We start from the raw sequence: 21,780 nt of genomic DNA, 5'->3' as shown, positions 1-21,780 counted from the left end.
AATTAATAGAATTCAACAACGAGTCTACTATACAATAAAATGATCTAAATGTATATAATTAACTTTTAAGGAAAATGAAAATAATTTTAACTAAACCTCTTTGCATAGGATACGTTCATAGAGTATTGGAGTTTATTTGAGCTTGCCCGAAGCAGACAAATTTCAAGCGGGCTCATAATTGTAAGTATAGAATTTAAGAGTAATATATGGTTCTCAAACATTCGAAAAGTCTTGAAATTACATTTCTTATTTTCCCATACGATAGGGAACCCGTATCAGAATTGTGATTACTGTGTTCCCTGCATCATTCGTCGTGCATCTGTTCATCAGATAAGTGTGGAGATTGGGGCAGTGGAAAAATCTAGTTTGATGCGGATTTATGTAGCATGGTAAAAAAATATGGTAATGAGGAATTAAATAATGAATGGGATGATTATGAGATAAGGCTGTCTGAATATATTCAAAGTAATCATTCGATGTATGAAATTGAGAAAAATTTCAACCCAATATCAAAATGGATTGGATAAACACATCATTATAGGGTGACTATAGTCGGGTCACGAAAGGGATCAGCGTTTAGCTTTATTTAGGCCAACGCTTGGATATAGAATAAGATAAGCACTCGGCAACCGGAAAGCGTTTGGTTGCATGTCGCGATAGAGATACTACTGTTGTATGGCACTAAAGGGAGGAAGAGAAGAATGAAGCTAGATACCGCGCTTTGTCGCCTGTTTCATATTCGTTACCCTATTTTTCTGGCCGGGATGGCCGGAGGGCCCGGGACGGTCAGCTTGGCTGCTGCCGTATCTAATGCAGGGGGCCTTGGAACGCTGGGAGCCGCCTATATGGCACCCGAAGTGCTTCGCGCTGCGATACGGGAGATTCGTGAACTAACGAACGCCCCCTTTGGAGTGAATTTGTTCTCGATCCGAGCTGTCGATGATAATTCGAGAACCGAAGAAGTTCAGCGAGAATTAAACGAAATGCGAAAGCAACTGGGCATTGTACCAGTTTCGGGAGAAGCTGTGCAGTCACCCGATTATTTCGAGCAACAATTTGCCGTTTTGATGGAGGAACAAGTACCGGTGATTAGCACAGCTTTCGGCGTTCTTCCCACGCATATGATGAAGCAAGCGAAAGATCATGGCATTCGAATCGTTACTATGGCGACCACGGTGCAGGAAGCTCTTCTGGCCGAGCAAGCGGGTAGTGATGCGATTGTGGCCCAAGGGAGCGAAGCCGGGGGGCACCGCGGAACTTTCGACATCTCAAGCCGGCCCATGGGCGCCAATATCGGAACGATGGCGTTAGTACCACAAATGGCAGACCGCGTTCGTGTACCGGTTATCGCGGCGGGAGGGATCATGGACGGACGAGGGCTTGTAGCCGCGCTTGCGCTAGGGGCCCAAGGAGTGCAAATGGGCACTCGTTTTTTGACCTCGTTCGAATCTGGTGCTCATGAAGCCTATCAGAAGATATTGCTCTCCGGCAATGAGGAAAGCACGGTCATCACGAAGGCTTTTTCCGGTCGTCCTGCCAGAGGAGTGAAGAACTCTTTTATTGAGATGTGGGATAAGAGCGGCATCGAGCCGCTTCAGTTTCCGACGCAGAATACGGCGACAAGGGATATTCGAAACGCGTCGTCAAGGCAAAATAACCCGGATTTTATGTCATTGTGGGCTGGACAAGGGTTGAGAATGTTGACTTCCGGACAAAGCGCTGCAAGAATCGTGGAAGAAACCATTCATCAAGCTCAATCGATTCTTCTTAATATCAATCATTAGTCGTTGCCAGTTATCAAGAACGTTTAAAAGCACCCAATCCCGGATGACCGGAGAAAAATGAATGTGACTTTAACGGCTGAAGGGCGCAACAACTTTGGTCATATTTTCACTAAGAAATAAATATTGAGCTATCGGTAGCTGAACTTTGAAAGTAAGAAGCAGATGGTCGTATATTATCAAAGGTTTCCAACTTTTTTGTCATGATGATTTTTAGTAGTTCCAGACTTTCTTTTTTTCGTCTTTATCACGTGCCGCGGCAAACCCAATAAAATCAACAAAATTGGTTTCACACTTTTTTATTACCCAATAGTAGTGTCCGGTGATTAAAAAGTGTGGAACCATGCAAGATGAGTGATTTTCAGTATCTAGAAGGGAGCCCGAGAGATTGATTCTAGGCTCCCTTTTAAAATGCTAAAAAAACATTATACATACTTCATAACTGGTGGTGAAAATATTGAATGACATTTGCACATAATTCTTTCAGACCTGAACCCCTTTTTTTGAATCTCACTACGGTATTTTTGTTTTCAGTTAAGCAATAGACCATGCCAGAGATCGCAGGGGATCTAAACCAGAACTTGGAGACGACAGCACCAAACAAAGTCTGGGTAAACGATATTACGTTTATCCCTTGCAGTGAAGGCCGTATGTATCTCTGGCCAGCGTCCTTAATGTATACACACGCAAGATAGTGGGTTGGAAGCCTGCTGATCGAATGACGACAGATATTGTACTGCAGCGCTAGATCAAGCGTACGAAGCACAGCGGTCAAAGAAAAAGCTAATCCAGCATTCGGACCAAGGCTCGCAGTATGCTTCGGAGGACTATCGTAATCGATTAAAGACATACAAAATGAAAGCAAGCATGAGCCGCAAAGGGAATTGCTACGATAACGCTTGTATCGAGTCGTTCCACAGTGTACTGAAGAAAGAGTTCATTACTGCACGAAATTCAAGACAAAAGTTCAGGCACAGCAAGAGTTGTTCGAGTATTTTTACAACCGGAAACGAATTCATAGTTCGTTGGGTTATTTATCACCCAATCAATTTGAGTTGAATTATTACAAAAAAGCAAACTGATACACGATAGAAGTGTCTACTTTCTTGACAGAGGTCCAGTGAGCAAGTGCTTGGACTCCGATCCATGATGAGGCTGGGTGGTTCTTCGCGCCAGTAATCTGCAAGCGGAGAGAAACAATGAAAAACTCTTGAAAAGTGGAAACTGGATCATTCATTTGGAGTAAGAATATAAGGATATATGGATACTATAAAACAATATTTTAAAGATAGAGACGTGAAGGATAGACAATTTTTTAATTATTTTTAATTGACTAATCTTATTTAATTAAGGTATTGTAAGTGTATAATTACAAATTTTATTAAATTTATAGTGATAAATGGATTCAATGTGCTTTTCTTTATTGAATTGATAATTACATACTGCAAACCATCGATTTTTAAACGAATCAATTCCTCAACTACTTATATTTGATAGGGCATCCAGAAAGCTTGACGTGAGTTACAACATAAATAGGACCTGTTACCATTTTATTTTTATAATTGCATAAGTTGAAAAAATAATAGCTTTAAAATTATTGAGAATAGGGGTTGAATTATGGAAGATGTACATATAAGCTCCAGTGAACATAATGGGTTACAACTTCACCTGTGTAGCACGAACAAATTTAAGACGATTAGTATAATGCTGATGATAAAAGTACCTCTTCAAGAGGATTTAACAACTGCAAGGGCATTAATTCCTCACATTTTGAATAGTGGGACAATAAATTATCCAAATCGTAAATTAATCAAGGAGAAACTTGGCGAGATGTACGGAGCAACACTTTCAGCAGATGTACAAAAAAAGGGAGATCATCAAATTATTATGTTTAGAATGGAGATTCCCGCAGATCAATTTCTTAGTATACCTCATTCTTTGCTAAAATTATCTCTTGATTTACTGCACGAGGTTGTTTACAATCCATTGCTTGAAAATGGAAAATTTAATTCATCAATTGTCGAACAGGAGAAACGTTCCTTAAAGCAACGACTTTCTTCCATGTATGATGAGAAAATTTTATACGCCAATGTTCGTTTAATAGAAGAAATGTTTAAAGGTGAGGCATATCAGTTTCCTGCATCCGGAAGAGAAGAAGATATCGTTTCTCTAGATGCTCTATCTATTCACCAAGTATATAAAAATTTGCTTGAAAACGGTTTCTTTGATCTATTCATCGTTGGTGCCTTTAACGAGAATGAAGTTAAATCAATGGTACAGGATATTTTTTCTGAACAACATAATAACAATCCTATTAAGGAAATCTCTTCAGAGCGAAAAGTTGGAAATCCTGTTAAGGTAATTCAAGATAGAATGGATGTAAATCAAGGCAAACTACTACTGGGATATCGAACCTTTTCTACAATACAAGATGAGGATTATGAAGCGGCACGCGTGGCAAATGCGATTTTTGGAAGGTTTCCATCTTCAAAATTATTCATTAATGTACGTGAAAAGGAAAGCCTTGCGTATTTTGCTCATTCACAGATAGAAAGCAACAAAGGGTTGCTAATAGTGATGGCCGGAATTGATTTTGATAATTATGAACGTACAGTTGAAATTATAAGAGAGCAAGAGTATGCCATGAAGAAGGGCGACTTTACGGAGTCTGAAGTTGCACAAGGTAAAGCGATGCTGATTAGTCTGCTGTTAGAAGCGTATGATACCCCGCTGGGAATTATGGAGGTGTCAATTCAAGCGATTGATAGTGGACTATCTAATAATTTAAATGATGAGATTAAAAGAATTAGTAGGGTATCAAAAAGTGATGTTGTTCGTGCTGTTAATAAATGGAATCTTGATACAATCTATTTCTTGAACAGAGAGGAGTATATCAATGAATGCAGTAATTTACAAAAAGTTAGGTGAGACAATATATCATGAAAAGCTCGTCAATGGTCTTGAAATTTTTATACTCCCTAAGAAAGGCTTTCATAAAACATTTGCGACCTTCACAACAAAGTATGGTTCGATAGATAATAAATTCTTGTTACCTGAAAAAAAATGTATCACTCAAGTTCCGGATGGAATAGCCCATTTTTTAGAACATAAAATGTTTGAAAGTGAAAAAGGCGATGTCTATCATACGTTTGCAAAGCAAGGAGCTTTTGCTAATGCATTCACAAGTTTCAGCCGTACAGCATATACATTGTCAGCTACATTTAATATAAATGAGAATCTCACAACCCTTCTAAATTTTGTTCAAGATCCATATTTTTCAGATGAAACGGTAGAAAAGGAAAAGGGAATCATTGAACAGGAAATAAAAATGTATGACGATAATCCAGACTGGCGTGCTCGTTTTGGAATTTTAGCAAACATGTATAAGAGTCATCCTGTAAAAATTGATATAGCAGGAACAGTAAATTCTATTAATCAAATCACTAAAGAGGATTTATACGCTTGTTATAATACTTTCTATCATCCTAATAATATGTTATTTTTTGTTGTTGGCCCTGTCGAACCTGAAGAAATCATAAAGCTCATTAGAAATAATCAAGAGCAAAAAACATTTAGCAAACCCGAAGAAATTCACCGTATTTTTCCCGATGAGGATGCCAAAGTGAATAGAAGATCAAGTGTTATGAATTTGCCGGTTCAAACACCTAAAGTTTTTGTTGGCTATAAAGAATCTAACCCTGGAAGACAAGGTCAGGAGCTGCTTAAATATGAGCTGTCTCTAAATGTTTTACTTGAGCTAATGTTCGGTAATAGCTCTGAAGCATACGAAAAAATGTATAATGGTGGTTATCTGGATAAGCCGCTTACTTTTGATTATACAAATGAAAAAGGCTTTGGTTTTTCGGTAATTGGCGGTGACAGCAGGGAGCCTGAAGAAATTATAAATATTGTAGATGAAACTGTTTTTAAGTTTAAAAAGGAATCCATAAAGAAAGAGGATGCACAACGCATAATTAAGAAAGAGATTGGCAGCTTCTTAAGTGCAATTAACTCGCCTCAATTTATCGCTAACCAATTTACGCGTTATCGATTTAATGATATGGATTTATTTGATGTCCTACCTACACTTGAAAATTTAACTGAAAAAGACCTTGAACAGGTACTGCATTTACACTTTTCTGAAGAATCAAAAACAACATTAACTGTAATTGGAAAGTAGTTAATTCACTTATAATATCTATGGTTATAAGTCGATGTCGAAATGTAAGAAAAGTCTTATTTAACTATGTCTTCATTTTTTAAGTAGAAGGTTGAGCATGGCTCTTCTTTAGAGTTTAGTTAAATAAATTGAAGTAAATATTTGATTATATAAAAATTGTAAAAAATGTTGAAATGAAGTCAAATTTGTTGTATAATTATGCTAAATATGGATTTAAAATATTGTTTTTTGACATAAAATTTTATTTACAAGTTATCATTGGTTTTTTTGCTTTATAGTGTATATTTCAATAATGATTTAAGGCTTTAATTCTTTCTATGATTCCCCCTACTAGCACCGACCGGCCATAAATGAAACACAGAAAAATCGAAAAAATCAAACTTACCCTCCTTCATGAACTGGACATTTTGGAACTCAAAATTATAACTACTACAGCAAGCATTTTGTAGCAAACCAAATCCATCATGAGCAATTCATCCACATCTTTTACAGCTTCACAACAAGTGGTATCCTCAATTTTTTACGCGATCTTTCAATTTCAACTTTCGCCCTCTTGGATTACTCATTAGAATTTGTTCTCTTATACAATAAGAAAATTGGATAAACTATAAATTTTTACTTTATAGATTTACCATGATAAAGCGATGGTGCTAAGCTTTAAAGGAACTGGTTCATAATAGAAACAACGGCAACTTTTTTTAAAAAGAGATAAGTACACGCTTTCTTTTATTAATTAATTACAACGGTTGGACAAATATATAATACCAGAATTATAAAGGGGTAGAAATAAATAAAACTTCTTTCTATTAACTACTATATGGGAGTGAAATGATGGCAAATCTTTTAGAGATCAAAAATATCGGCAAATCGTTCGGAGACAAAGTTGTTTTAAAAGATGTTTCATTCAATGTGCCGTCCGGCTCAATTGTTGGATTCATTGGTGATAACGGGGCAGGAAAATCAACAACATTTAAAATAGTATTAGGGTTAACTTCCAAGGATACTGGTACAGTAAAGATATTTGATGAAGAAGATATTAATAAACATGTGAAACTCAAGGAGAGAATTGGAGTCGTATTTGATGCTGCAAATCTGCCGGCTCATCTTACAATAAAGCAACTAAATACAGTATTTAAAAAAATGTTTGACTCATGGGATCAAACCAAATTTTATCAATTAGTACAGTCTTTTTCTTTACCTATCGATAAAAAAGTAAATAAGTTATCACGTGGGATGTCCATGAAATTGTCGGCAGCTGTCGCCTTGTCGCACCATGCAAAATTATTAATGCTGGATGAAGCGACAGGAGGGCTTGATCCCTCATCAAGGGAGGAATTGTTAGATGAATTGAGTGAATTTGTAAGAGATGGAAAAGGTGCGATATTACTTTCCTCTCACATAATGAGTGATGTGGATAGAATAGCTAGCCACCTTGTCTTTATAAAAAATGGTGAAATTCTGTTAAATGAAGAAAAAAATAAGGTTTTTAAAAGTTATGCAATTGTAGATATTGATGAGAAACAATTAACCTTAATCAACAAAGATATAGTTGTAGCTAAAAGAAACTATGGTTCATATTTTAGTGTACTTGTATCAGATAAAGAAGAGTTGCCCAATAAAATTATGCCTAAACCCATATCCATGGAGGAAATTAGTGTTTTATTGGCAAGGAGTGAGAAATAGATGAGTGGGCTATTATTGACAAGCTATTACCTCGTTTATCGAAGTTTTTTTGCGTACACAGGAATAGCATTGATAGCATCTGGATTATTGTTTTATTTTGGAGGTACTTCAATGAACCGTCTGGTTTCCATGTTAAGTATCTTGCTTGTAGTGATGCCAGCGCTTGACGTTATCAAATACGAGGGCAAGTCTGGCTATGATAAGTATGTACTGACTTTACCAGTTAATAGAAGACATATTGTGCAAAGCCACTACCTTTTCTATTTTTTAACTGTAATTTACGGAGCATTATTATCATATGCCATCTTTTATATATATGGCCTGGTTTCAAATACACCAGTTGATGGCATACTTCAAATTATCAATTTTGGAACTTTCATCGTCCTCCTTACCGGTGCAATAAATTATCCACTCTACTATATTTTTGGACCAGAAAAAGCTGATTCTAATGCAATTGGGAGTGTAGGTGGGGGAATTTTTGTTACTTTTTCTACACAAGGTTTGATTGCTTATTTATCAGAACAATTAGTATCATCAAATTTAAATATAGACCCATCTTTGTACGTCCCAATTATCTACATGCTTTTCGGCCTAATCGTGTATATGATTTCCTTTTTTATTTCTGTATTTATATATTTAAAAAAAGAATTTTAGTATATACAAAATGCTATTGATTGTAGTGATTTATTATTTACTGGATGTGAGTAGATAAAAATGAATACAATTTGAAACAAATGGAGGGGTTAAAATGGAAGGTAATATGCTCTACTATCAATATTTGAAACCTAATTCGGAATATTATGGGAAACCTGATAAGAATGGAAGGACACACGTATATGAATTGAATGAAATTCCGGATACATACGCTGTTATATCAGCAGGAGAGTCAGTTTGGAAGTACTATCACGTTAAGGACTTAATACTCCCGGACCAAGGTTGGAAAATTCATGTGACTTCGTCATTAGAAGACTCACAGAATCTTCTAGAGAGAGTTGCACGGTTATGTATAGATAAAAAGATTGAGTTCAAGCATCTAAAGGATAAAGAGAGTTTTATTGAGGTGAATTCGAAAAACGCTAATCGAGCCTCTTCTGGCAAATTTATAACGATATATCCTATAAATAACGAAGCCTTTGTTGATTTATTGGAAGAAATATCCTTTAAAATTCAAGAATTCAAAAAAGGACCTTATATACTTAGTGATAAGAGATGGAAAGATAGTAATGTGTTTTATAGGTATGGAGGATTTACAAGTGTATACAATGAAAATGGCGAACATTGTATTAGAGATGAGGAAGGTAATTTAATTCAGGATCAAAGAACTCCTTTTTACCAGGTCCCTGAATTTGTAAAAGATTTTGACAATTATCTTAATTCTATTAATAATTCCGGTGACTTAGAAAACAAAGAGAAGAGCAACTTAGAGCAATATATAATTGAAACTGCCTTGAGCTGCAGTAACGCTGGTGGGGTTTACCTTGCTACCCGAAAGAAAGACAATTTAAAAGTAATTATTAAAGAAGCTAGACCAAATGCCGGGTTAGATGGGGCAGTCCAAGATGCCTTAACAAGGCAAAAAAACGAATATGATGCTTTAAAGAAACTGCAAAATGTATCCGGTGTTGTTAATTTGGTTGAGTATTTCCAAGAGTGGGAGCATTATTTTTTAGTAGAGGAATTCATTGAAGGGAGAGATATAAGGCAGTGGATTGCGCAAGATTTTCCGTTTTTTAGGGGAATGGATATAATTAGTCATGTTAAAAATGTTAAAAAGATATTGATACAACTTTTTTCTCTAATAGATCAAATGCATAATCATGGGATTGCTATGGGTGATTTGCAACCAGCCAATATCATGATAACCGGGGACCTAACCGTTAGGATAATTGATTTTGAAACTGCTATGCCTGTTACTTCAAAAGACAAGCCTAATATGGCTACACTTGGATTTGTTTCGCAAGAAATGAAGGTTAGTGGTGCAAGGGATTGGTTTGCATTAAAGAGATTGATCAGGTATTTAGCACTTCCGGTTATATCTTCCGAAGATTTAGATGGGTATCTGCAATATAACCACCTGAATTGGATTAAAGAAAATTATGAAAATACATTTTATAGTTTTATTATGGATTTACAAGCAGAATGCGATAAAAGGATAAAAGTTTACCAGGATTATAGTCCTACAGAAATTAACCTTAGTGATTATTCAAGTGACTTTGACTTATCTTCTATAATTAATAACTTAATAAGAGGTATTGAAAATCATTTAACAAATGATGAAAGGCTCATTAATGGTGACATTCGTCAATTTGAGATGAAAGGGGGGGATTTTAATTTTTTAACTGGAGGTAGTGGTGCTGCTTTTACACTTCACAAAAAAAATTCTAGTCATTTAGAAGTAGATAACTGGATTCAAAGTTTTTTATTAGACAGTATATCCCGGATTGAAGACAATGGATTGTTTACTGGAAAAACAGGGATATTGGCTTTGCTTTATGATAAAGGCTATAAGGAGATTTTCTTCAATGAATTGAAGAGTTTAAAAGATAATATTAACGAAACGAATATTACGTTACGCTCGGGTCTTTCAGGAATAGGGCTATTCGTAATTAGTTTATATCTTGAGACAGAAAATAGGGAGTATTTAGGATTTGCAGAAGAAATAGAACAATCCATTCGATTTAATAAAGGTAAGGATGGATCGTTAAGAGTTAATGACTGGATGGCGGTAGATATAGGTTTAATTGATGGATTATCCGGTGTAGCATTGTTTTATTCCGCACTTTATTCAGCTACCAATAATATAAAATATTTAGAAAAGGCCGAGTTACTAATAAAGGAAGACTTGGAAAAGACAAAAAAAGATGACATAACCGGTGTATTACAAACATTGGATAAGCGTAATCGTCTGCTGCCATACCTATCTGGAGGTTCTATTGGAATTGGGATTTCAATTTGGTTCTTAAACCATGTGAGTGGACAAGACCTTTATAGGGAAGAAATGGATGCAATTTTAAAATTATCAATGACACGATCCACAATTAGTGGGAGCTTATTTGATGGTGCAGGAAGCCTTCTGTTGCTTCCTTCAATGGAAACTTGTAATGAAAAACGTGAAAAAATCATTATTGAGGTATTGGATTTACTTAATGTCTTTTTAATTAAAAAAAATGATTATTATGTATACTCAGGGCAATTTTCTTATCGATTATCAGATGATATTTATACAGGCAGCTCAGGAATCATATTGGCTTTAATGGGCGTAATTAAGAATAATCCTCTCTATTGGCTACCATTGGTCAATTCGGATGAATTTCTAGCAAGAACAAAAGCCAAGGTTCTATCAGTAACTAGTGAACGAATTTCATAAAATACTTATCTGTCATTTAATACTAAATAAGTAATCATTGTTGAATGAAAGTCTCAATGATTAAGTAAAGGAGGTGAAATCAATGAACAACGTATTGGAACTGCAAAAATTAGCTCATGACGCAAAGGGCAAAGGCCAGGCAGCGGAAGCTACAGTAACAACGTGGACAGTAACCATTTTTCTTTCCACAATAAGTGTGAACAATTGCTAGATGGACGTTCTTAATAAAATAAAGGAGGTGATAAGATGAACGCCGTATTAGAATTGCAAAAATTGGCTCATGACGCAGAGGGCAAAGGCCAGGCAGCGGAAGCTACAGTAACAACGTGGACAGTAACCATTTTTCTTTCCACAATAAGTGTGAACAATTGCTAAATGAATGATCCTTATTTATATGAGTTACTTGATGTTTCAATACAAAGTCATGTTCAATTGTTGCTTAGCTGATTTTTAGCTAAGCAACAATATTATTCTAGGTAACTAAATATCATCAAAAAATCAATGGAGGGTGACCAAAATGGAAAAGCTATTAGAAATAGCACAAAATCCTGAGCCGTTTGAGGAAGGGACACAAGAAATTTGGCTTGATCCAGATAGAGCAGATCTTGTTTTAAAATCTCATTTTGATGAAAATATACCTGGGGGGAGCAGGGGAAGCAATTTTGTTCATGAAACGGTTCATTTTATTAGTGAAGTCGCACCAGTAGAGAAGTATAAAAAAGTTATTGACTTAGGTTGCGGGCCAGGGCTTTATTCTCAAAATTTAGCCTTGAAGGGATACGAAGTTGTTGGTGTGGATTTTAACAAGAAATCAATTGAATACGCAATTAATGAAGCGAAAAAAAATGATTTATCAATAGATTATAGAGATGAGGATATTACTAAAATTGAAATTGAAAATGAATTTGATTTAGCTTTACTCATTTATCAAATTTATAGTGTCTTTAGTCCAGAGAATAGAAAGCAAATACTTCGCAATATCCATCGTGGTTTAAAACCTGGGGGGTTAGTTCTATTAGATGTATTATCAGAAGCTAGCTATGAAAACTTCCAACAAAATTTAATGTGGGGTCTTTCTAGAAAAGACAACCCATTTTCGGATAGGAAACATTTAACTTTATACGCTACAATGAAGTACCCTGATAAAGTAACTTTGGCGAAAAACGTTCTGGTTTTTGGTGATGGTAAAATTGTGAATTATAATTATTGGAATCAGCATTTCACTATTGAAAGTTTAGAAAAAGAAGTGAATGAAGCCGGATTTATCCTCGAGAAGGTTTATGCAGATGTTAATGGTGGAGATTATATAAATAATAGTGAGTACTTTGCAGCAGTTTTGAAGAAAAAGTAAATATTTATATTTTTAGATGAATTAAGCATGAAGATAGGTATTTTGTCTTAGTTTAAATTACTTGAAATGAGTCTTTTAAAATGGCTAAGATTCATTAGAATTCAGTGTTAGCATAATAGATGAATTTCCACCTTCTATGGCTAACACTGAATTCTAAAGCAAATAGATTATAAGACTACATTAGGATTTGACAATATGTAAAGCCCTGATTTTCGATCGGATCTGAAAAATAGATTTATATTATGCGGTTAGCCAGCTTAATCTGGTTGACCTCATTTTCATTTAAAAGGCCTAAGACAGAAATCACACCAGTAGATTCACTAATCGCCAAGCCCAATCCGCCAAGCAATAAAGAAAGGAGTGTTATGGAGAAAAAGCCAATCACAATAACACTATTCTGTTCGTATTTTTCAGACAATGGCCCGAAGTTTAAACAGCAAGGTATAACGAAGAGATCACCGCAAAGAGGATGATTACAGAAAAAGTGGATTCTTAACAGGTATCGATTCTCAGTAGCTATTTATTAGCCTCAATAATTGATGATGTTAAGCTTTAGAATGAAGTAGTAGGGATATTCTGGTTGGAATCAGGAACTTTGTTTGGAAAGCGCTAAATATTGATAATACAGGTCTGGAGTGAATACCCAAACCAGTTTTGCATGCGTCTTGTTCCTGTTTTTTAGAAAATTGTTTTAGTAGACCAGGTTCAGAGGCAATCTGGTTTGATTATCGACTGATTAAATTTTAATTAAAGAGGATATTCAACCTAATATGGAGAAAATTGTATATATAATATTGCAATCAAACAGGTATCTTTAGTAGAAGGCTCCTAAAATGTGATCTCTATGTGAATGTCGGCAAGGAATTTGAAGTTCTCAGATAAAGCTTAATTTGGGGAACTAAATTAATGTTGAATAGGTAATAATTTATATTAAGATTTTACCAACACATAATGAGGGGGTCATCTAATGAAAATAGTATTACCTTTAGTAAAACCAAAAATTAGATATGTACAATATCATGCGTATCCCTTGTCAATTGCAGGGAATCATTCGTTTTTTGATGAATGGTTTTTTAATCATTATATTAATTTGTATACGTGTACACTACCTAATAAACTGAGGTTAGATTTTCTGAATCCTCCTTTCTTAGAACAATTCCGTCCACTTATAGTAAAGCAGATACCCAGGGAAATAATCGCAATATATAATTCATCTGTTGTAGATTTTATTAAAAATTGTATTGCTCAAAATTATTATATTTATGTTCATCTCAATGAATCATGCATAACGAATTCTAAATCATTTGGTACGAATGTAGTATGTCATGATATTTTGATAAATGGATTTGACGATGAAAAATCGACTTTTAACGTTTCAGGATATGATAAGGATAAAAATTTTTCGAATTACTTAGCAACTTATAATGAAATTTCAGAGGGTTACGAGAGGGTTAGCTTTGATGAAGAAAAACTTTCGCAAAATCTGGAGGATATTTACTTAATAAAATTGAACATTTTAAACAATCCTGACAATGATAAGTTTATTAATTTGAAAGTAATTAAGAATCATTTAAAAGAATATGTTAATGGAAGTAATTGTGGCCAATCAGAAAAAATGAAATTTGGGATAGACGTCTATAAAGATATTATCTCATATTTGTTTGATGATAAGGTTTCAATAAAAAATTTTCATGCCTTATTAGAACACAAAATGATAATGAGAATGAGAGTGGAGTACTTAATGGAAAAAAATTATATAAGTACTTCTGAACATTTAATCAACAATTTCAAATTACTCGAAAATCATGCTCTCTTAATAAAGGGGGTTTTTATGAAAGCGCAATATACTGGGAAAAAACGAATGGAAACTCTCGAAAGTGTATTGACAAAAATGATTGAGTTGGAAAAAGAATCCATTAATCAACTATTGGAGATTATTCCAGAAGGAGATTCTGTTCTGATAACTGGTAATTTTCCAAGCCGAACTTCCGGTTCAATTGCGCAATATTTATAGAGTCCAAAACATAACTACGTTATTGTACTTAGCAATTTTTAGGCCTATTGTATCTGAAATTTCATACAGAATGGGCGGAATATCTACTCCGCCCCTAACTATATAAATTCTCCCTTATCCCACAAAACTACCCCCGCAATCCCCCACGCCTCTTCCGAAACAGCAAATACAAAAAGAACGGCGTACCGACCCCCGCCGTAAACACCCCGGCGGGGATATCCAGCGGCTGGAACAGCATTCTTCCGGCCAGGTCGGCCAGCAGCAGAATGATGGCTCCCGCGGCGGCGGAAGCCGGCAGCAGCAGCCGGTAGGAATGACCTACCAGTGCTCTTACCATATGGGGAGCCAGCAGTCCGATAAATGATAGTGCTCCAGCCACACCCACAGCCACACCCGCGAGGGAGACGCTGAACAACAGCGCGAAAAACCTGCTGAGCTGCAATCTGCTGCCAAGTCCGACCGCTGTCTCTTCCCCGAGCGCCTGCACATTCAGCTCACGGGCACATAGCAGCGACAATGGGATAAGCAGCGCAACCCAGGGCCAAAGCATGCTTACATAAGACCAATTGGTGCCATACAGGCTTCCAGTTGTCCAATTAAGCACCTGTGCCGCCAGGTAGGCGGGACCGCTTATTAATAGCAGTGTTGTCATAGCGCCCGCTGCTGTAGAAATCCCGATTCCAATAATAATCATGCGGTAGGGAGACACGCCTTTTCTCCATGCGAGAATATAGACGAGCGATCCGGTCGCCATGGCTCCCGCTACTGCGATGAAAGGCACCCAATGGATGCTCAAGCCTGTCGTCAGTGTCATGAACGCTACCACACTGACCGAAGCGCCGCCCGTTACGCCGAGCACATCCGGAGAAGCCAACGGATTGCGAAGCACGCCCTGCAGCAGCGCCCCGGCTACTGCGAGCGAAGCGCCTACAAGCATCGCGGCAATGACCCGCGGCAAGCGGAATCCCGTCACAATCATGCCGGACTCGCCCCCGCCATTAGTGAGCAGGGCAGTCAGCACTTCGGGCAGCGGGACTGATACGGAACCTATGGACAAGGATATAAATGCCACTGCCAGTGCAAGGAGAACAAGAAGAACAACAATTGCCGTCTGTTTTCGTTTTGCATTAAGCATCCTTCTTCCTCCTAGCTACCCGGATCAGAAAGGGCACACCGATAATTGCGGTTGCTATGCCGACGGGAATTTCCTTGCCCGGAACGATAAAGCGCGAGAGGGTGTCGGCCGTGACCAGCAGAATAGCTCCGGCTACAGCACAGTAGGGCAGCAGCCATCGATGATCGTTGCCTGTGACCGCCCGGCACAGGTGCGGCACTACGAGGCCGACAAAAGCAATCGGTCCGGCTACGGACACTGCACTGCCAGCCAGCAGGATGACAGCGGCTGCCGATACCATTTGCACATATTTCATCCGCATGCCGAGCCCCATCGCATTTTCCTCACCAAGCGCCATCACATTCAGCGCTCTCGCTACGAGCATGCAACATAGCATGCCTGTCCCGATATAGGGCAGCACCAGCTCCAGATGCTCCAGGCTGCGGCCGGACACCGAGCCGATCATCCAGAACAGCGCATCATCCAGCGATTGCTTGTTAACCAGAATAAGACCGGACGTCATCGATGTGCCGAAGGCAGCGATAGAAGCTCCAGCCAGCGCGAGCCGTGACGGCTCGATACGGCTGCCGCTGCTGCCAAGCGCAAAGACCAGTACTGCTGCCGCAGCCGCACCGATAAAAGCAAACCAGATCAGCTGCTTTAGCGCAAAGGCGCCGCCGCCCATGACCAGCGCGGCAACGACAAATAAGGATGCGCCTGAATTAATGCCGAATAGGGAAGGGGAGGCCAGACCATTTTTGGTCAATACTTGCATAATTGCGCCAGCCATAGCCAGGCTTGCCCCTACGATAGCCGCGATCAGCGTGCGCGGCACACGCGTATTCGTTAATATGAGATGTTCTGTGGAACCGTCAAATGCGCTATATGCCTGCCATAAATCACGAAGCCCGAATATGCGCAGGCCATACAAAATGCTCGCCAGCATGCTGACCAACAGCAAAAATGCCCCTGCGATGAGCATGGTCAGCATCCGGCCTTTTCTTGCCGATTGCTCTGCCATCATGGTATCTCCTTGTCATCCTTCTGACGCAAGCAAACAAGCCGACGCCGTTGGTACGAACGTCAGCCTGTTGCCGCCAAAACTGCCTGTACTATTTTTCCGCTTCGAAATAAGCAACGATTTCATCAAGCAGCAGATTAGCAGCCTTGTAACCGCCGGCCGTATTCCAAATCGCTTCATCTACCTGCACGACCTTGTTGTTTTTGACCACATTCAAGGTTTGGAACAACGGATCCTTCATCCATTCTTCCGCAGCCTTGGATGCATCCGTCGAGCCTGCCGCTTCCGTGACAAAGTAGAAGAGTACATCGCCGTCCATGCTCGGAATGGTCTCCTTGGACATGACTTCAATGAAGCTGTCTTTATCTTGTGATTCCGGTCTGGCAAAGCCCAGTTGATTCAAGAGCACGCCAGAGAATGTCTGCTTTTGGTAGATGCGTACTTGAGAGGCGGAGAAGCGTGCCACCGATACCTTCGTATCCAGCTTGTCTGTCAGCTTCGCTTTCGCTTCTTCCACACGCTTGTCAAATTCGGCCATCAGGCTCTTTCCTTCCTCCTGCTTGCCGAGCGCCTCCATATAGAGGGTGAAATTGATTTTCCAGTCTCCGGCCAGATCGTCAGAGAACACAGTAGGGGCAATTTGCTTCAACTGCTCGTACACTTTTTCCTGACGGACCTTGTTACCGATAATGAGATCCGGCTTCAGGCTGGCGATCAGCTCGATATTCGGCTGCAGCTCATCCCCGACGACCTCAACACCTTCCATGTTTGATGCAATATGCTCATACCACGGATCTCCGACCCAGGATTGCACAGCGCCGACCGGCTTTACCCCTACAGACAACAGTGCCTCCGTACCTTCATTCGTCAAAATAACAATACGTTCAGGTGTACCGACAATCGTCTCTTCTCCCATCGCATGCTTTATGGTGCGGGTTGCAGGCGCATTTTCTTGTTTATCTGTTGTTGCCTGCGTATTTGCTGAATTGTTAACAGCAGGAGTGCTGCTGTTATTCCCCTTCGCTGAATTCGTATTGACCGCTCCTCCTCCGCATGCGCTGAGCAGCATTGCCATACAAATAACAAGAATAGCCAAAGACTTTCTGGACTTACCGTACATATTAAGCTCCCTTTCCAACTTGTATTGATAATGATTATTAATGTCTCCATCAATATACCGTTGAAGCTTGTTTCCTACAATGGATAATGTCGACAACGCAGATGGATCATATGGCACAATTTTGCCGCTAATAACAAGTGCCCTGTATTCGGCCGGGGGAACGCCGGCATTCTTTTTGAACAGACGGCTGAAATAATAGTGGTCTGTATATCCCGTGCTCTCCGCAATTTCCCTGATAGGGAGGCGGGTGCGGGACAGCAGCTGCTTGGCCTGCTCCATTCTGACCTGGATGAGATAATCAATAGGGGATGTCTGAAATTGGGCTTTAAACTTCCTCAGCAGCATCCGGGAGCTGCAATCCAGCAGTTCGCTCAGCCTTTCCAGCGTAATCGGCTCGCTGTAATGCTCCTCGATGTAACGCACGGCCTGAAGCGCCAGATCCGGCACAGCGGCATGTACGCCTTGCTCCTCCAGCTGAGAGAGCAGTTCATGGACAAACTGATAAAAGCTGGAGCGGGCAAGCAGCTTGGAACGCGCACCCGGCCTGTTCCACTGCTCCTCCATCTCCAGCAGTTTATTCACCATATACAGAGGCTGATTTACCGTTAAGCTGTAGCGTTCATAGAACGGGTTGCCTGACTCGACGAGACGAAGCCATTCGCGGTGGGCAAGTTTGGGGAGGACTGCTTTATACAGAATGATATAATAATGAAGCTCGTCAACCGCTGTGATCGCGAGCCGGAGCCCTTTGCCTCCATGCAGCAACAGATGCGATCTGGCTGAAATATGCTCTTCATCCCATTCAATATGTGCTTGTCCATGCAGTACGTAGAGGAAAGCGCTGGAGGGAAGAAGGTAGCTCTGCAAACAATCCCCAGCGTTCATTACCGAACGGCGAATATCGAAAATATGGATATGAGACAGGTTCCACAGCCTGATTCGGGCTTCCAGATTCACGCCAGTCTCTCCTTTGCTCCATCCTTTTATAGGGCTAGTCATACATTCAACAACGGATTTCCGTTCAGAGCGCTCTTGTACAAAGACGCTTCTGTGTGCCGCTGTTCAATCGTGTTTCATATGTATCTTAAATATAATGATAATGAGGATCATTGTCAATGAAATGCAATGATAGACAAGATGCATATATTCTGCCTGATTACCGCGGCTGCTAAGAAGTTCGATACGGCGTGCTGAGCGGACAAGAAATGGCTGTTTATAACTGAGAAGCCTATTTCACATTATGACAAAAAGAACACGGTATGAGAATGTACATGCTGCAGTATGAAGACCTATAATTACAATTAGATCATTATTTATTAATTTAAGAAAGATGCTAAAGGGACAGTATTGCATATCGCTTCCCTTTTTCTCAGCCTTAAGCCAGACCTTAACAGCATCGATCTCTGTATTGAATCTTTCGGAAGCTGATTGTATCCAAGACCAGAAGGGGGCCGATATAAATATGAATGTAACACCAAAACGATATTGTCTGCTCGACTCTGCAATTGTATTGTCAAAAGAGGCCCAAGCCCGCTTAAATGAAGGGTATAATGTTGAAGTGTTTTCTCCCTATAATCCGAAGGAGGAGCAACTAAGGAATTGTGATGCGATGCTGCTGCATAGCCGCCTGTCACGAGAGTCGCTTTTGAAATTATCTAAATGCAAGTACATAGGGATACGTGCCCACAACACGGATTATATTGATCGCCAATTGGCTGAGGAAATGGGAATAACCGTCAAAGGCATTCCTCAAGTAAGTCAAGTTTCAGTCGCGGAGCATACATTTGCCCTGATATTTGCGGTCACGAAGCAGTTAAAATCCTCACATAACAGCATCATCGCGGGAAATTGGAGAGGGGAGTTAAAGCCGAATTACGAGCTTTCAGGAAAAAAGCTAGGGGTAATCGGATACGGTCAAATTGGCCGGCAGGTGGGATCGATAGGACGGGCGCTTGGCATGGAAGTTCTCATCGCAGGCAAAACTGGAGAAGAGAAGGACGGGGAAATGCCGCTTTTGCAAGTCATCGGGGAATCCGATATCCTTACCCTGCACTTATCCAATAAAGACAATAAAGTATTTTTCGATAAGGAAAAAATCAATCTGATGAAGCCGAATGCCATTCTGATTAATACATCCAGAGGCAGCTTGTTGGACTACGAGTCTTTGAAAGAAAGCTTGCTTGCAGGGCGCTTATTTGGGGCAGGGCTGGACGTGTTTCCGGAAGAGCCGTTAACCGACATTTCTCTATGTGAATTGGCGAATGTCATCTGTAGCCCGCATACTGCGTTTTATACAGAAGAAACGCTATCCGCTATGGGCGAATCTTTAATAAGAAATCTTGAAATATTTTATCAATCTTAAATCAGACTTCCGAATGTGCGGAGAGGCTGAATCAAATTATTCGTGGAAAGGGTATGGTGTCATCCCATGGCTAATGAAACGGAATCGTACTGGGCAGATGAAATTGCGGTTCATCTTAAGAATCGGTTTGGAATATCCGTGAAAGAGGCAACGACAATCGACAAGGGCTGGCTCAACGTCAAGTGGAAGATAGATACGGATAACGGGTCTCTCTTTATAAAGTATTATCATCCGGACCGGTACAGGATGCATACAAATCCTGAGAGAAGAAGGGCAATCGAGAAAACACTGCAACTGCAACAAGGGTTGAACGCAGCCGGAATACCGTGCCCTGGAGTATATACATATAAGGACCAGTACATACAGGAAACTCCCTCAGGTCTGTTATATACAGTGCTGGACTGGGTGGATGGACACAGCGCTCAAGCCGGATACTTGAGTAAGAAGCAAATGTTCGAATTGGGTACGGCAGTTGGCCGAATGCATAAGTGGCTTCAAGCGGTGCCGCCGCTCAGCAAGCCGGCCTGGGAACCGGATAAGGAGGCCTATTTACGGGATTGGCAGATCAATTGGGACAAAGCGAAAGAAGCTGAAGATACGATTGTCATGGAGTGGCTGGAGCGGTCACGGGACATCGTTCATTCCTTGGATTTTCGCCTGTTTGAAGCTTGTCCGTCGGGCTGGCTGCATTGGGATTTGTGGGTCGATAATATCCTGGTTCACGGGCAGGGGCTGGCTGGCATTGTGGACTTTGACCGAATGACGATGGCATATCCGGAAATCGATGTGGCCCGTGCAATTTTGTCAGGGTCTTTGCAGAATGGACAACTGCGGATGGAAACAGTCCAAGCATTTATGGAAGGTTACCGTGGCTATTACGAAGCACCGCATGGTATGCTTTCCCGCGCGATAAAAATGCTGTATATCATCGAATCCATCTGGTGGCTTCGTACAGAGGTCCGGGTTGATAGCGGGCTGCGCACATTGCTTGGCCGTTTTGTGGAAGAAATGCATTGGATTGAAGATCAATGGCCGACGCTGGCAGACCGGTTGGATGATGTGTAAGGGGGAATAGAAGCGTGGACGTAACCTGAGCTAAAGCTTGGGGACGTCCTTTTTTATTGGACTGTCGAAGCAGTATAGGCAAGCTCGCACTTGATTTTAAAAACAACTTGGTTATAATTAGGTTTACGTACTTAAACGAATAAACGGAAGGGGTGGCGTATATGAGTCAGCAAACCGAGCAGATTCTACAACAATTTAAAGAGAGTATACCTTTGCTGGATGTGCTGACTGATGAAAACCGTCAAGCTATTATTATGCTGCTTGCACAGCATAAATCGGGACTTAATGTTAATACGATAGCGGAGCAAATCAATTTGTCCAGGCCGGCCGTCTCCCATCATTTAAAGGTGTTGAAGCAGTCTGGCTTTGTTAATTTTGAAAAAAAGAGTGTAGAAAATTATTATATACTGACTGTCCGCAAACCGCTTGAACAACTCAAATCATTAATTGCGGCGATTGAAGCACAATGTATCAATCCTGATCAACAAACAATTTAAATGGAATAGGCTTTTTTATACAATTGGTTCATATGTTTAAACCTATAATCATATATAGAACAGGATGAATGAAAACTTAAATGCTAATACTAAATTTGATTCTCTCCAATCAGTTTCAAATTATTGAATTCAGAAAATGAAAATTCCTGGTCAGCAAAAGACGAATGGAGTAAATCAGGGAATTTTTTTATTTAATATGTTTATATGTTTAAACCAATAACCATA

Annotated in this window: 17 protein-coding genes and 1 pseudogene; 15 read left to right on the top strand and 3 right to left on the bottom strand. The window is 39.7% G+C overall.

Going from position 1 to position 21,780, the window contains the following annotated elements:
- Positions 1 to 701 precede the first annotated feature (701 nt).
- From H583_RS0101760 to H583_RS0101715, 12 genes and pseudogenes are all read left to right on the top strand, one after another.
- Positions 702 to 1,784, top strand: a complete 1,083-nt coding sequence (locus tag H583_RS0101760; RefSeq protein WP_028558971.1) for an NAD(P)H-dependent flavin oxidoreductase — start codon at positions 702 to 704, stop codon at positions 1,782 to 1,784.
- Between the two features lie 729 nt (positions 1,785 to 2,513).
- Positions 2,514 to 2,657: pseudogene (locus tag H583_RS38045) on the top strand (DDE-type integrase/transposase/recombinase); the annotation flags it as partial.
- 23 nt (positions 2,658 to 2,680) lie between these two features.
- Complete coding sequence (locus H583_RS38040) at positions 2,681 to 2,863, top strand: IS3 family transposase (RefSeq protein WP_154665771.1); 183 nt, start codon at positions 2,681 to 2,683, stop codon at positions 2,861 to 2,863.
- Between the two features lie 535 nt (positions 2,864 to 3,398).
- Positions 3,399 to 4,709: an EF-P 5-aminopentanol modification-associated protein YfmF gene (gene yfmF / locus H583_RS31570; RefSeq protein WP_051235849.1), complete on the top strand. Its 1,311-nt coding sequence runs from the start codon at positions 3,399 to 3,401 to the stop codon at positions 4,707 to 4,709.
- Positions 4,678 to 5,961 carry an EF-P 5-aminopentanol modification-associated protein YfmH gene (gene yfmH / locus H583_RS0101750; RefSeq protein ID WP_028558970.1) on the top strand — a complete coding sequence of 428 codons (1,284 nt, stop codon included), beginning with the start codon at positions 4,678 to 4,680 and terminating at the stop codon, positions 5,959 to 5,961. Before yfmF ends, yfmH begins: the two co-directional genes overlap by 32 nt.
- Before the next feature lie 831 nt (positions 5,962 to 6,792).
- Entirely contained in the window at positions 6,793 to 7,644 is an 852-nt protein-coding gene (locus H583_RS0101745; protein ID WP_028558969.1) for an ABC transporter ATP-binding protein, read from the top strand.
- Positions 7,645 to 8,298, top strand: coding sequence for an ABC-2 transporter permease (locus tag H583_RS0101740; protein ID WP_028558968.1), 654 nt, complete (start codon positions 7,645 to 7,647; stop codon positions 8,296 to 8,298).
- Between the two features lie 94 nt (positions 8,299 to 8,392).
- Positions 8,393 to 11,011: a class III lanthionine synthetase LanKC gene (gene lanKC, locus H583_RS0101735; RefSeq protein ID WP_028558967.1), complete on the top strand. Its 2,619-nt coding sequence runs from the start codon at positions 8,393 to 8,395 to the stop codon at positions 11,009 to 11,011.
- Between the two features lie 82 nt (positions 11,012 to 11,093).
- Positions 11,094 to 11,222, top strand: coding sequence for a class III lanthipeptide (locus tag H583_RS37320; RefSeq protein ID WP_211228304.1), 129 nt, complete (start codon positions 11,094 to 11,096; stop codon positions 11,220 to 11,222).
- A gap of 35 nt (positions 11,223 to 11,257) precedes the next feature.
- On the top strand, positions 11,258 to 11,386 hold the full coding sequence (locus tag H583_RS37315; protein ID WP_211228302.1) for a class III lanthipeptide: 129 nt from the start codon (positions 11,258 to 11,260) through the stop codon (positions 11,384 to 11,386).
- Positions 11,387 to 11,528: 142 nt separating this feature from the next.
- A complete protein-coding gene (locus tag H583_RS31565) occupies positions 11,529 to 12,362 on the top strand; it encodes a class I SAM-dependent methyltransferase (protein ID WP_051235848.1) in 834 nt (277 codons plus the stop codon).
- Positions 12,363 to 13,329: 967 nt separating this feature from the next.
- Positions 13,330 to 14,376 carry a hypothetical protein gene (locus H583_RS0101715; protein WP_028558966.1) on the top strand — a complete coding sequence of 349 codons (1,047 nt, stop codon included), beginning with the start codon at positions 13,330 to 13,332 and terminating at the stop codon, positions 14,374 to 14,376.
- Between the two features lie 127 nt (positions 14,377 to 14,503).
- Here the strand turns inward: H583_RS0101715 and H583_RS0101710 are convergent, their stop codons facing one another.
- The 3 genes from H583_RS0101710 to H583_RS35860 form a co-directional block, all read right to left on the bottom strand.
- Positions 14,504 to 15,511 carry a FecCD family ABC transporter permease gene (locus H583_RS0101710; protein ID WP_028558965.1) on the bottom strand — a complete coding sequence of 336 codons (1,008 nt, stop codon included), beginning with the start codon at positions 15,509 to 15,511 and terminating at the stop codon, positions 14,504 to 14,506.
- A complete protein-coding gene (locus tag H583_RS0101705; protein WP_154665785.1) occupies positions 15,504 to 16,511 on the bottom strand; it encodes a FecCD family ABC transporter permease in 1,008 nt (335 codons plus the stop codon). Before H583_RS0101705 ends, H583_RS0101710 begins: the two co-directional genes overlap by 8 nt.
- A gap of 91 nt (positions 16,512 to 16,602) precedes the next feature.
- The gene (locus H583_RS35860) at positions 16,603 to 18,588 is read right to left on the bottom strand and encodes an AraC family transcriptional regulator (RefSeq protein ID WP_028558963.1); all 1,986 of its coding nucleotides are present in this window, start codon (positions 18,586 to 18,588) and stop codon (positions 16,603 to 16,605) included.
- 505 nt (positions 18,589 to 19,093) lie between these two features.
- Here H583_RS35860 and H583_RS0101695 point away from each other — a divergent pair.
- From H583_RS0101695 to H583_RS0101685, 3 genes are all read left to right on the top strand, one after another.
- Positions 19,094 to 19,993: a 2-hydroxyacid dehydrogenase gene (locus tag H583_RS0101695; protein WP_028558962.1), complete on the top strand. Its 900-nt coding sequence runs from the start codon at positions 19,094 to 19,096 to the stop codon at positions 19,991 to 19,993.
- Positions 19,994 to 20,059: 66 nt separating this feature from the next.
- Positions 20,060 to 21,058, top strand: a complete 999-nt coding sequence (locus H583_RS0101690; protein ID WP_028558961.1) for a phosphotransferase — start codon at positions 20,060 to 20,062, stop codon at positions 21,056 to 21,058.
- A 161-nt stretch (positions 21,059 to 21,219) separates the two neighbouring features.
- Positions 21,220 to 21,555 carry an ArsR/SmtB family transcription factor gene (locus tag H583_RS0101685; RefSeq protein WP_028558960.1) on the top strand — a complete coding sequence of 112 codons (336 nt, stop codon included), beginning with the start codon at positions 21,220 to 21,222 and terminating at the stop codon, positions 21,553 to 21,555.
- Positions 21,556 to 21,780 lie beyond the last annotated feature (225 nt).

The sequence above is a fragment of the Paenibacillus pinihumi DSM 23905 = JCM 16419 genome (assembly GCF_000422505.1).
GTDB lineage: Bacteria > Bacillota > Bacilli > Paenibacillales > Paenibacillaceae > Paenibacillus_D > Paenibacillus_D pinihumi.
This window is presented reverse-complemented; position numbering and strand designations above follow the sequence as displayed.